The organism is Faucicola sp. SE7633 (assembly GCF_059264685.1).
Map to the genome: position 1 here is coordinate 38547 of NZ_JCADBW010000008.1, position 12415 is coordinate 50961.

A 12415-nucleotide genomic window follows, 5' to 3' on the forward strand; every position below is an offset into this window, starting at 1 on the left:
TCATGACCCGTTCGCGCCCAATCCCAAACCCAGTAATAAGCCACCTGCCGTGCCGCGCATTGACGGGCGTGGTGCTAGCCAGTACGCTGATGGCAGGGCTTATCAGTGGCTGTCAAAACACGCCTGTCAAGTCACAATCGCAAGTCACTTTTCCGCAAACATTTGACTATGTGCTGCCGATGGGTGAGCAAAGCGATATCCGTGCGTGGTGGCAGCAGTTTCGTGACCCTGTGTTGTCGCGGCTGATTGAGGATGGTTTACAGCACGCGCCCGATGTTCGCCAAGCCAATGCACGGATTGATGAGGCGCGCGCCATTGCGCGTCTTGCCAATGCGGATAAAGGGCTGATGGTGGGTGCGTCGGGTGGGGCAACCGCGGCAACAGGCAGCGTTGATAATCCGCTGCCATCCAACGTGCGCCGTCCGTTGGGTATGCTTGGCGGTGATTGGGGCGATACCAACATCGACGTTGATGGACACAGCTACCATTTGGGCGTGTTGGCCAGTTGGGAGCCTGATTTTTTTGGTAAAAAACAAAGCGATGCCGATGCCGCAGGCTATGCTTATCTTGCCACCGCAGAAAAAAATCACGCCGCGCAGATGTTGGTGTCGGCAAAGATTGCGCAGGCGTACTTTGAAGCGCGTAGCAAAGAGCGGCAAGCGGCAGTGCTCAAGCGGACCGAGGCAGCATTGGTGGATTTGCGCCGCTATGCCAAGGCGCGGTTTGACTTGGGGCAAGGCACGCGCTATGACATTGATGACGTGGAAGTCAAGCTGCAAGGCATCCGCGCCAAACAAGCCAATTTGGCAGCCGAGCGCCAGGCCAACATCCGCCAAATCGCCGTATTAAGTGGTAAAACACCGCAAACGTTTGACATCCCCGTCAGCCGTGATAATGTATTTAAGCGGCTACCAAACGCGCCACGCGGCTATTATCCCAGCGATTTACTGACCCGCCGCCCCGATATCCGCGCCAAACAGGCGCAAGTCAATGCGCTGGCCGCCAAACACGGCAGTGCGGTGGCTGACCGCTACCCGCGTTTTGGGTTAGACTTTGGTGCTGTCACAGGCGGGCTGTCGATCAGCGACAACGGCTTGAGCAGCACGGGCGCGACCGTTGGGCTGGTCAATGCCACGGTATCGGTACCACTATTTACCAACGGGCGTATCAAGCTGAACATTGCAGCTGCTGACGCGCGTGTGCAAGCTGCAATGGCAGAGTATGACAAAACCTTGCTCAATGCTTTGGCAGAAGTGGATAACAGCGCCCAGCTGGATGCCGCGCTGCGCCGTCAGCACACGGATTTGCAAACAGGCGTACAAGCTGCCGAATTACAAGCCAGCCACGCCAAAAAGCTGTATAATTACGGGCGGCAAACCTTTGATAGTATGCCAAAGGCACGCATTACCGCACAAGAGTATGAGCAAAGCCTGATTCAAAATGAACTTGGGCAAGCGCTGAACTTAGTTGCCTTGTACAACGCGCTGGGCGGTGGTTGGCGTTAATGGCGGCAAAATAAGCTGCCAAGCGTTGGCTGTGTGCTGAGTTTGCCAGTTGCCCAACCCAAACTTTATTTAACATTCACGCGCCATGACCCATGATGCCACCCAAGCGGCAACCACCGCCGCCTCACGCTCTGCCCCGTCTTTTGCCACAAACGCTGCACAAGATACCATTTTTACCACACCACTGGATAAAAACGCACGCTTTAGCTTTGATGAGCAAGTGGTGGCGTGCTTTCCCGATATGATTCGGCGCAGTGTACCGGGCTATGGGCAAGTGCTGTCAATGCTGCCGATTTTTGCCCAGCGGCATTGCGCGTTTCGCCAGCGTAACGCCGCAGGTGACAAGGTCAGTCGGATTTATGATTTGGGCTGTTCGCTGGGGGCGGTGAGCTTTGCGCTGGCAGGCCATTTTGCGCCGTCGGATGTTGAGATACACGCTATTGACGTGTCAGCCCCGATGTGCCAACAAGCGCAAGCCTTGCTCACGGCGCATTATCCCAAGCATGATATCACGGTGACACTTGCCGATGTGCGCGATGTTGCGCTGTTGGCGTGTGATATGATTGTGCTTAATTTGACGCTACAGTTTTTGCCGCCTGAGTCACGCCACGCGCTGCTACAAAAGTGCTATGACGCGCTAGCCGACGGTGGGATTTTGCTTGTGACCGAAAAAACCCACTTGCTTGATGAGCAAGATGACGCGTGGCAGGTTGAGCGGTACTATGACTTTAAACGCGCCAACGGCTACAGCGAGTTGGAAATCAGCGGCAAACGCAACGCCCTTGAAAACGTGCTGATAACCGATACTTTGCCCATGCATCATGCGCGGCTGGCGGCGGTTGGGTTTAAGCGGCATCTGACGTGGTTTCAGTTTTTAAATTTTGCCTCTATCATCGCGTTTAAATAGCCAGCGCGTTTAAACCATCACCGTTTGGTCATTGATAAAAAAATCCATTGTCGTATGAGCTCCACCGCCTCTAGCATTACCCATGCCGAAACCGAATTGTATCTAACGCTATTGCAGCTAAGCGCAGCGTATCCAGCGCTGCAAGATTGGCTGGCACGGCTGCCAAGTTGGCTTGCGCATATCAAAGACAAAAGCCGCTATGCCCACGCGCCGCATTATGCGTCGTTAATCGCGCGCTTGCCTGCGGTGTTGCCAGATGACAACCGCGCGGTGGATTTGAACGCGCCTGCCGTGACGGTGACACTCGACTGGACAGCCGCCACGGCCAATGCGACAACCGCGCTGCTCAAACAGCTGATGCCATGGCGCAAAGGGCCGTTTTTGCTTGGTGCGCAGGGCGATGCCACGCGGCAGGTGTTCATCGACACCGAATGGCGCAGTGACTATAAATGGCAACGCGTCGCGCCCCATATCGGTGATTTGACCGACAAGCGCGTGTTGGATGTCGGCGGAGGTTCGGGCTATCACGGCTGGCGCATGACGGGTGCAGGCGCGGCAACGGTGGTGGTGATTGACCCGTCATGCCTGTTTTATCATCAGTTTATGGCATTGCGGCATTTTATTGGCGATGCCGACCGCAACCGCTATGGGCGGCTTGCCACGCATTTTATTCCTGTTGGGCTTGAGGCATTGCCAGCCAGCGGTTTGTTTCATACCGTGTTTAGCATGGGGGTGTTGTATCATCGCGCCGCGCCGTTTGAGTTTTTGGCCAAGCTTAAGGCACAGCTGGTCAAAGGCGGTGAGCTGGTGCTAGAAACCCTTGTCATCGACGGCGATGTCACGCGCGTGCTTGTGCCTAGCGACCGCTACGCGCAGATGAATAACGTGTATTTTATCCCATCGGTGGCCGCTTTGACGTTGTGGCTACAAAAAGCAGGCTTTGTCAATGTGCGCTGCGTCGATATCGATGAGACCACGACCGACGAGCAGCGCGCCACCGCGTGGATGACCTTTCATTCGCTCAAGGATTTTTTACATCCCGATGACATGCGTATGACCATCGAGGGCTACCCACGCCCCAAACGCGCGGTGATGCTGGCTACCAAGCCGTGATGCTGGCGGCAACTTGGCGTGGTGATATGCCAATACGCCCAAGCCGCTTACAGCGTGCGCCCAAAATACCACTCCATGATCATTTTGATGATAAAACCGATACAGCCTGCGCCCAATACCAAAAAAATCCAAAACGTACCCGAACGCCCTGCGTGGGATTTTTTGGCGATATCCCACATGATAAAAAACAAAAACGCGATGAAGGCAGGCACGACAATCCACATGCCAAATTCGGTGATTTTTTCGTTAGAAATCAACATCAACATGGTGTAAACCTTTTTTATACGGGCGAAATGTTGGCAGCGGTTGCCGATGACAGCGCGCCACGGGTCATGACAAATCGAACGGTATTATAAGCCAAAACGTGCGCACCGCTTGTTTTAGCAATGTAATTGCCGCCGTCTTTATGGGCGCGGCCAGTCAGCAAAGCAGATGAAAAAACCGCCAAAAATTGCTATATTAGGTGCAGATTGTTTAACCTTTAACTTTGTAACCACTTTGAGAGCGTCATGTCCGACCCAAGCCTGATTCAATCCGCCCTTGACCAAGCCGTTGCCACCTTACAAGCCGATGGACGTTTGCCTGCCGATTGGCAAAACCGCAGCACCATCAGCCGCACCAAAGACCGCGCGCATGGCGATTTTGCCAGTAATTTGGCGTTGGTTGCCGCCAAAGCCGCAGGGCAGCCGCCGCGCGTGTTGGCACAAGCCATCATCGATGCGTTGCCGCAAACGGCAGGTATTGCGCGTGTGGAGCTGGCAGGCGCAGGGTTTATCAATTTTTTCTTGGATGCTGACGCGCATTTTGCCGTGCTGGATGACATCATGCGTGAGCGCGGCGACTTTGGGACGAGCGATGAGTTTGCCGCGCACAAAGTTCAAGTCGAGTTTGTCTCTGCCAACCCCACCTCAAGCCTACACGTTGGCCATGGGCGCGGCGCGGCGTTTGGCATGAGCATTGCCAATCTGCTTGAGGCATTGGGCTACCAAGTGCAGCGTGAATACTACGTCAATGACGCAGGGCGGCAAATGGATATCTTGGCGACCAGTACGCTGCTGCGCTATTTGGCACTGTTTGACGCGCCTGTGGTGTTTCCCGTCAATGGCTATCAAGGTGATTATGTCACCCAGATTGCCAAAACCATCAAAAAACAGCACGGCGACGCGTATGCCATCGACTGGCAAGCCTTGAGCCAAGACGTGCCCGAGGATGCGGTGTTTCGCACGGCTGCCAATGGCGACAAACAACTGGTGTTAGGCGACAAAGAAGCGCACATCGACGGCTTAATCAGCAATGCCAAAGCGTTGCTGGGTGAAGGCTATGCGGTGTTTCATGATGCCGCGCTCAATAGCATCTTGGCTGATATCAAAGACGATTTGGCAGACTTTAGCGTGCGCTATGACGCATGGTTTAGCGAAAAATCGTTGCAAGATGCCATTGCACCGACGCTTGATGAGCTTGATAAGCGCGGTTATTTGTATGAGCAAGATGGCAACGTGTGGTTTCGCTCAACCGATTTTGGCGATGAAAAAGACCGCGTGGTGCGCCGTGCCAATGGTCAATACACCTATTTTGCCTCAGATATCGCCTATCACCGCAACAAGCTTGAGCGCGGCTTTGACACCATTATCGACGTGTGGGGCGCAGACCATCACGGCTATATCAAGCGCGTACAAGCGGCGTTATCGGCTCTTGGCTATGACGCGGCGCGCATGGTGGTGATTTTGGTGCAGTTTGTCACCCTTTGGCGCGGCGATGAGCAGGTGCAGATGTCATCGCGTTCGGGCGAATTTGTCACCTTGCGTGCGCTGCGTGAGGAAGTCGGCAATGACGCGGCGCGGTTTTATTATGTCGCGCGTAAGCCAGAACAGCACATGGATTTTGATCTTGAGCTGGCAAAATCGCAAAGCAAAGACAATGCCGTGTACTACATCCAATACGCCCATGCGCGCATCTGCCGTGTGCTTGAGCGGCTAGAGGAGCGTGGGCTTACGGTGGATGACGCGGCAGGCAAAGCCCACCAAGCCTTGCTGACTCAGCCGATTGAGCTTGAGCTGATGAACCGTTTGGCAAATTATCCTGCCACGTTGCGCCGCGCGGCCTTACAGTATGAGCCACACATTTTAACCAACTATCTAAAGGATTTGGCAAGCGCGTTTCATGGTTGGTACAATGACAATCGGATTTTGCCCAAAGACGGCGACACGCCCGACGCCGCTACGCTAAACCTCATGCAAGCGCGTTTGCGGCTGTCCAAAGCGGTGCGCCAAGTCATCCAAAACGGTTTGATTTTGCTGGGCTTGTCTGCGCCAACCAGCATGTAAGCGTTTGCAAAATATGTGCGCCTAGCTGACCCAAGGATTTTGCCATGCCCAAAAAAACCTCGTCCAAATTGCCGCCGATTGGGGGAAGAGCCAAACGCGGCGCGACTCCCAACACCTCGACCAACAGCGCGTCGTTGGTGGCAGCGATGTTGGTCGGTGTCATCTTGGCGCTTGGGTTGGTATTGCTGTTGTATCTGTGGAATCCATGGGGTAAGCATGAGGCGGACAGCGTCCAACCTGCGCCTGCTGGTACAGTGGCGCAAGCGGCAGCCAGCGCACCCGATGGGCAAATGACCGATTACCAGTTTTATGATTTGCTGCGTCAGCAACAAGTCAGCGGTATCCCCGACCAAGCCGTTCTTGCGTCAGGGCTGCCACCGACCGCCAAGCCCGACGCGGTGGTGACCGCGCCCACACCAGCCAGTGGCAGCGCCTCGACCCCTGCGCCTGTTACCACAACCGACAACCCGATGCAATCTGCCACGGTGGCCGCGATAGAGCGCAACGGTTTGGATTACACGGGCGGCACGGCAGACACTGCCGCCGAGCAAGCCGCGCCAATAGATAGCACGGCGGCAGCACCCAACACGGCCAACAGCGACTTGACCAGCGCGACGACATACATTTTGCAAATCAACAGCTTTGACAATGCCAGCGATGCCGACCGCCGCCGCGTTGAAGTGCTCATGGCAGGGGTGGATGCCCAAATCGTCAAAAAACGCGACGCACAAGACCAAACCCTGTATCAAGTCATCTCACGCACCATGCCAACCGCTGAGCAAGCCGCACGCGCGCAGCGTCAGCTACAAAACAACGGCATTGACTCCATCATCGTTGAGCAGCGTCACCGTTAGCAGCGAATAGCGTCGCTAGTCGCCAAACAGTGCCAGTTGATCACAGTCATCGGGATTGACCAAGTTAGAATACGTCACCCCGACCAAGCGCACGGGCAGGGCTTGTGGGGTCTGATCGTACAGCCACGCCAGCCAGCCCTCAACCATCTGCGCTGAGGTCACAGGCGCGCTAAAGCTGTGTGAGCGCGTCAGTTGGCTAAAATCACTGTATTTGACCTTGATGGTCACGGTGTGGGCAAGTTTGTTTTTGCGCGTAAGCTGGCCAAACGCCTTGGTGTTTTCATGATTTAAAGCTTGTAAAATCAAAGCTTTATCGGTCAGATTGTGAACAAATGTACTCTCTGAGCCGACGGATTTGTGCACGCGCTCGCCTTTGACAGCGCGTGGGTCGTTGCCGTGGCTGATTTGGTGATAAAACTCACCGCGCTTGCCAAAACGCTGCTTGAGCACCGCGCTTGGCGTGTTACGCAAATCCAAGCCCGTATAGATGCCCATTTCGTGTAAAGTTTTGACCGTTGCTTTGCCGATGCCGTGAAATTTTTTGACAGGTAGGGCGGCGATAAAATCCAACGCTTGCTCGGGTGTGATGACCGCAATACCGTTGGGCTTGTTGATATCTGAGGCGATTTTTGCCAGCATTTTGTTGTACGACACGCCTGCCGACGCGGTCAAACCCGTTTGCGTCCAGATATCGCCGCGCAGCCGATTGGCAATGCGTGTTGCTGAACCTTGCTCAAACGGGCTTGCCGACACGTCCAAATACGCCTCGTCCAATGATAGCGGCTCAATACAATCGCTATACGCCTGCATCAGCGTACGAATTTGTTGGCTAATCGCGCGATACACCTCAAAGCGTGGGCGCACAAAGACCGCGTGTGGGCACAGCTGGCGCGCACGATAGCACGACATGGCAGAGCGTACACCAAATTGCCGCGCCTCATAGCTGGCGGTAGCAACCACGCCGCGCCCATTGGGGTCACCGCCAACGACGACGGGGAGCCCACGCCATGCAGGGTTGTCGCGCTGCTCGACACTGGCATAAAATGCGTCCATGTCGATGTGGATAATTTTTTGTACCATGTTAAAATTTGATTGCCAAATCAATGACATAAAATATGTGGCATCAAAACAGCCATCAACCGCCATTATAAAGGCGGTATCGGCAAAAATCCACGACGACGGGCAAACGTTTATCTTCCGTTGCCGTAAACCTGCGACTTTAGGCGGTGGATATAAGGCAACTTAAGTAGCTATGCTTACACACGATAAGATACTAAATATGTTAAAATAAACCCATGAAAACACTCAAGTTACGCATACGAGATAAACACACAGACCAACTTAACCGCCTAAGTGGTTCGGTCAATTTCGTGTGGAACTACATCAATGACTTGAGTTACAAGCACCTACAAAAAACAGGCAAATTCTTTTCAGCCTATGACCTAAACGAATATACCAAAGGTAGCGGCGAATTCCTTGGCTTACACTCGCAAACCATCCAAGCCATCAACGAAACCCATGCCAAAAGCCGAAAGCAATGCAAAAAAGCTAAACTATCATGGCGAACCAACAACCCAAACTCAAAACGTCAATCACTCGGTTGGCTACCATTTAAACAATCCGCCATCAAACACATTGCCACCCACCAAACAGGCAAAAAGGGCTTAAAATCGACGTTACAATTAAGCCTAGCCAAAGGGCAAAAGCTACTGATAGACGTATGGGACAGCTACAATCTATCGCTGTATCAAATCAACACCCTTGAGGTCGTCCAAGACAGCCGTAACCGATGGTATGCCTGTATCACCGTCAAAGAATACCCTAAAACACAATGCGGAGCAGATAGTATCGGTATTGACTTAGGGCTTAAAGACAGTGCCACCACCTCAAAAGGTGATAAACTGCAAATCAAACAGACCCAAGCATGGGCTAAAAAATTAGCCACCGCCCAACGAGCAAAAAACAAACAGCGTGTTAAGGCTATCCATGCCAAAATCAAAAATACACGCCAAGACCTCATCCACAAATTCACCACCCGATTAGTCAAAGATAACGCGCTAATCGTGGTTGGTGACGTTAAAACCACCCAATTTAACAGCAAAAAAGGCAAACTAGCCAAATCGGTTTACGATGCAGGTTGGTTTGAACTCAAACGACAACTGACCTACAAATGCGAGAACGCAGGTTGCCGTTTTGAAATCGTCAATGAGAAATACACTACCCAAACTTGTTCGTGCTGTGGCGATACGTCCAGTAGTCCGAAAGGTAGAGCAGGTTTGCGAATAAGAGATGAGAACGGATAAGCAAAGCACTGCTTTGCCCGTTCGCAAGACAAGAGCTATGCTCGCAGTAGACTTGTGCGAAGTGTGGCACACGGCATGATAGAGATATCAATGCTAGTAAGAACATTCTTGCGGTCGGGCTTGACCGTCTGGGAGCAGGAATCCCCTCACTTTAGGGAGGGGAGGAAGTCAAAAAATGCCAGTCAAAAGTATAGATTGACGAGTCATGCGCAAGTTTTTACAATTCAGCATTGGTTTGGCGGTGTAGTGGTTTTATGCCCGATTTTGTTTAGCAACGGTTCATCAGCGATAGTGAGTGCCATGACATCCAAATTTCGTTTTATCCGACAATCGTTGCCGCACGCACGCAAAGGCAGTGCACAGGCGTTGCAGGTCGCGCTATATGCCGCGTTGGGGTGTGGCATCGCCCAACCTGCGTGTGCCGATGATTTGGCCAAGACCGCCAATGCCACCTCCAACGCCCCAACCGCGCTAAGCACAGATAAGCTAAACCCCGACGCGACACCGACCGACACGCCACCTGTTATCACCGCGCCACCAAGTCCGCAGCCTGTCGATATCGCCCAAGTGCCTGCCGTTGAGTATTCCGCGCAAAACTTTGACAAAGTCATTAACAATGGCGTGCCGTTTCCGCCAAGTGTGGAAGTCAATGTCCCCAGCTACTTGACGCTTAGCCAAGCGCAGGCGTATTTGGTGCAAGTATCACCCAAAGTTGCCGCCGATAACGCCAACATCGTCAGCAATGCCTTACGCGCCGACTCCACGCGCAACCTCAACAAGCCTGTGGTATTCATCGGCGCAACCGCCGCCCACGCCCATGTCGATGTGGATATTGATACCAAAGATTTTAAAAACGACGTGCGCACGGATTTGGGCAATTTAGCCAATCCGCTGCCCGTGCCCTTACCCATTCCTGTGCCAACCCCAAGCGATATCGGCGGCTTGATTGATGACAGCGTGCCCAACAACACCTCACGCGACGTCAATCGCAACCTTGCCAACGCCAATGTTACGGTGCTGTGGTCAGCGTACAATGGCAATCGCACCCAATCGGTAACCGATTTGCTCAACGGCATGACCGACGAAAGCCGCGCCGATGCCAGCCTGTCACTTGATGAACAATACACCACGCTTGCCAAGCGTTATTTTCAGACCCAGCTTGCTATCATGGCGGCGTATTTGCGCAACCAAGCTTTGCGCGCTATCCAAGAAACCGACTACGCCGCCCAACGCTCGCTGGATGTCGGGCTGATTTCACGGGTAGACCGCCTAGAAGCCAAAAAAGCACTGGCTGATGCCGAATACGAAAATATCAAAGCATTAAACGATGCCCAGCTTGCCATGACCGCGCTGCAGCGTATGCTACGCACCCCGTATGCCGTGCGCCCAACCTCACCGTTGTTTGTCTCCACCAAGCCGCTACCGCCGCTGGCGTATTTTCAGCAGCAAGCCAAACAGCACCACCCTGCCTTTGCCAAAGTGGCGGCAAAATACCAACAAGCCCAAGCCTTGCACGCATTTAGCGAAGCCAACTATCGCCCAACCGTCACCGTATTTGGGCGCGCGCAAGCAGGCACTGAGGACAACTGGATTGCAGGTGTGGCTGCCAACTGGAAGCTGTGGGGCGGTATCGACCGCGATGCCAGCCGCCAATCAAGCCTTGCCAAGCTGCACCAAGCCGAATTTAGCCAAGTCGATGCCGCCGATAACATCATGTTGTTGGTTGAAAAAAACTGGCAAAGCGTCAAAAACGCGCAGCAAAATTACATCGCACTCAACACCAACATTGAGCTTGCCAGTGAAATGCTACGCTTTCGCCGTTTGGGCTTTCAAGAAGGTGTGAATACCGCCGTTGAAGTCATGCAAGCTGAGGCCAATTTGCAAAAGGCAAAAACCGAACAAGCAAAAGCTGCCAACGACTACGTGCAAGCACTGGCGGATCTGATGCAAAGCTGTGGCACACCGCTGGCGTTTAATCAATACATGCAAAGCGCGGACATTAAGCTGCCTGCAATTTATTTTGAGCAGCGCGCCAGCTAATATGAGCCGTACTTTAATTTAAAAAGTTGTAAAAAAACTGATAACCAACCGTTGAGACCAACAGGCAACCTATGGCAAACCCCAACGACCCCACCTCACACGACGCGCCACGCCTCGACGCGAACACGGTAGAGCCGCAACAACCGCGCCATGTCGTTGTCACCACCACAACCACCACGGTGGAAGAAATCGACGAGCCGCTTGCACAAGCGTCAGCCGATCCAACACCGTCTGTTGCAGGCACTGTGCCGCCCATTGAACCGCCGCCTGCGCCACCTGCCCCTGCTTACGAACCACCTGCCAAAAAGCCCAGCAAGCTGCGCAGTCTGATTATCACCTTGATTTTGCTTAGTCTAATAGGTTTGGTGCTGTGGGGATTGTTCAAAGATAAAGCCGGAATCAGCACCGAGCCGACGACGCTACAAGGGCGTATCGAGGTTAGGCAAACGCCTGTAGCTGCCAAAGTGGCAGGGCGGATTAGCCAAATTTATGTCAAAGAAGGTGACAACATCACCATCGGCACACCGCTGATTGACATGGAAAGCCCTGAAATCAACGCCAAGCTAGAAGAAGCGCGCGCTGCCCGTGATGCGGCGCAAAGCCAACTTGATAAAGCCAAAAATGGGGCGCGACCGCAAGAAATCGAGATGGCGCGTTATCAGTACGAAGCGGCACAATCGGCAGCGGATTTGGCAAAGACCACCTTTGAGCGCGTCGATCGCCTTGCCAGCGAAGGCTTGATGTCGCGCCAAAAACGCGATGAGGCCTACACCAACTACCGCGCCAGCCAAGACAAAGCCAACGCCGCCAAAGCGCAATACGACCTTGCCAAAACAGGCGCGCGCAGTGAAGATATCGAAGGTGCTGCCGCGCAGGTGCGCCAAGTTGAGGGCAAAATCAAAGAAGCCTTGGTTGCCAAAGACGAGGCTAACCTCAAAAGCCCGATTGCAGGCATTGTTGATGATGTCATTGCCAAACCGGGGCAAGTGGTTGGGCAAGGCGTACCGTTGGTGACCGTCGTTGATCCGACTGACCAATGGGTGGTGCTTAACGTCACCGAAAATAACCTTGGACGTTTTGCCGTCGGTAGCCAGTTTACGGGTAAAGTGCCTGCACTATCGACCGATGGGCAGCCATACACACAAGTGTTCAAGGTGTATTCAAGCTCGGTGTTGTCAGATTTTGCCACATGGCGACCAACCAACAGCAAAGACGGCTTTGATATGCGCACGTTTGAGATTCGCGCCCATCCGCAAAAGCCTGATAGCCGTTTGCGCCAAGGCATGACGGTGTTGGTCGAAATACCTGCCGACAACAACCAAACTGCTGCAAAATAAACGCAGCGTTCAACCTTTACAATGAGCACAAT

At 53.4% G+C, this 12415-nt stretch carries 10 protein-coding genes and 1 pseudogene; 9 read left to right on the plus strand and 2 right to left on the minus strand.

The features are described 5' to 3' along the window. Positions 1-2 precede the first annotated feature (2 nt). From AC5L4R_RS04655 to cmoB, 3 genes are all read left to right on the plus strand, one after another. The gene (locus AC5L4R_RS04655; protein ID WP_494472903.1) at positions 3-1505 is read left to right on the plus strand and encodes an efflux transporter outer membrane subunit; all 1503 of its coding nucleotides are present in this window, start codon (positions 3-5) and stop codon (positions 1503-1505) included. Between the two features lie 85 nt (positions 1506-1590). Next, a complete protein-coding gene (gene cmoA / locus AC5L4R_RS04660; RefSeq protein ID WP_494472904.1) occupies positions 1591-2412 on the plus strand; it encodes a carboxy-S-adenosyl-L-methionine synthase CmoA in 822 nt (273 codons plus the stop codon). 54 nt (positions 2413-2466) lie between these two features. Then, a complete protein-coding gene (gene cmoB, locus AC5L4R_RS04665; protein WP_494472905.1) occupies positions 2467-3525 on the plus strand; it encodes a tRNA 5-methoxyuridine(34)/uridine 5-oxyacetic acid(34) synthase CmoB in 1059 nt (352 codons plus the stop codon). Between the two features lie 47 nt (positions 3526-3572). Here cmoB and AC5L4R_RS04670 read toward each other — a convergent pair whose 3' ends face one another. Beyond that, complete coding sequence (locus AC5L4R_RS04670) at positions 3573-3791, minus strand: DUF2788 domain-containing protein (RefSeq protein ID WP_067057653.1); 219 nt, start codon at positions 3789-3791, stop codon at positions 3573-3575. Between the two features lie 243 nt (positions 3792-4034). Here AC5L4R_RS04670 and argS point away from each other — a divergent pair, with 243 nt between their 5' ends. Beyond that, the gene (gene argS, locus AC5L4R_RS04675; RefSeq protein ID WP_494472906.1) at positions 4035-5849 is read left to right on the plus strand and encodes an arginine--tRNA ligase; all 1815 of its coding nucleotides are present in this window, start codon (positions 4035-4037) and stop codon (positions 5847-5849) included. 44 nt (positions 5850-5893) lie between these two features. Then, positions 5894-6703: an SPOR domain-containing protein gene (locus AC5L4R_RS04680; protein ID WP_494472907.1), complete on the plus strand. Its 810-nt coding sequence runs from the start codon at positions 5894-5896 to the stop codon at positions 6701-6703. A 15-nt stretch (positions 6704-6718) separates the two neighbouring features. On the opposite strand, the gene dinB is transcribed toward AC5L4R_RS04680, so the two are convergent. Continuing rightward, complete coding sequence (dinB, locus tag AC5L4R_RS04685; RefSeq protein ID WP_494472908.1) at positions 6719-7783, minus strand: DNA polymerase IV; 1065 nt, start codon at positions 7781-7783, stop codon at positions 6719-6721. Positions 7784-7998: 215 nt separating this feature from the next. On the opposite strand from dinB, the gene AC5L4R_RS04690 reads away from it, so the two are divergent. From AC5L4R_RS04690 to AC5L4R_RS04705, 4 genes and pseudogenes are all read left to right on the plus strand, one after another. Continuing rightward, positions 7999-9006, plus strand: coding sequence for an RNA-guided endonuclease InsQ/TnpB family protein (locus AC5L4R_RS04690; RefSeq protein ID WP_494472909.1), 1008 nt, complete (start codon positions 7999-8001; stop codon positions 9004-9006). 74 nt (positions 9007-9080) lie between these two features. After that, positions 9081-9161, plus strand: a pseudogene (locus tag AC5L4R_RS04695) (RNA-guided endonuclease TnpB family protein); the annotation flags it as partial. Positions 9162-9306: 145 nt separating this feature from the next. After that, complete coding sequence (locus AC5L4R_RS04700) at positions 9307-11046, plus strand: TolC family protein (RefSeq protein WP_494472910.1); 1740 nt, start codon at positions 9307-9309, stop codon at positions 11044-11046. A 71-nt stretch (positions 11047-11117) separates the two neighbouring features. Beyond that, on the plus strand, positions 11118-12383 hold the full coding sequence (locus AC5L4R_RS04705) for an HlyD family secretion protein (protein ID WP_079352025.1): 1266 nt from the start codon (positions 11118-11120) through the stop codon (positions 12381-12383). The last annotated feature ends 32 nt before the right edge of the window (positions 12384-12415 follow it).

Bases quoted from the DNA above. Each gene is read 5' to 3' on its own strand.
- dinB (WP_494472908.1), bottom strand. From the start codon at position 7,783: ATGGTACAAAAAATTATCCACATCGACATGGACGCATTTTATGCCAGT.
- argS (WP_494472906.1), top strand. From the start codon at position 4,035: ATGTCCGACCCAAGCCTGATTCAATCCGCCCTTGACCAAGCCGTTGCC.
- AC5L4R_RS04655 (WP_494472903.1), top strand. From the start codon at position 3: ATGACCCGTTCGCGCCCAATCCCAAACCCAGTAATAAGCCACCTGCCG.
- cmoA (WP_494472904.1), top strand. From the start codon at position 1,591: ATGACCCATGATGCCACCCAAGCGGCAACCACCGCCGCCTCACGCTCT.
- AC5L4R_RS04690 (WP_494472909.1), top strand. From the start codon at position 7,999: ATGAAAACACTCAAGTTACGCATACGAGATAAACACACAGACCAACTT.
- AC5L4R_RS04670 (WP_067057653.1), bottom strand. From the start codon at position 3,791: ATGTTGATGTTGATTTCTAACGAAAAAATCACCGAATTTGGCATGTGG.
- AC5L4R_RS04680 (WP_494472907.1), top strand. From the start codon at position 5,894: ATGCCCAAAAAAACCTCGTCCAAATTGCCGCCGATTGGGGGAAGAGCC.
- AC5L4R_RS04700 (WP_494472910.1), top strand. From the start codon at position 9,307: ATGACATCCAAATTTCGTTTTATCCGACAATCGTTGCCGCACGCACGC.
- cmoB (WP_494472905.1), top strand. From the start codon at position 2,467: ATGAGCTCCACCGCCTCTAGCATTACCCATGCCGAAACCGAATTGTAT.
- AC5L4R_RS04705 (WP_079352025.1), top strand. From the start codon at position 11,118: ATGGCAAACCCCAACGACCCCACCTCACACGACGCGCCACGCCTCGAC.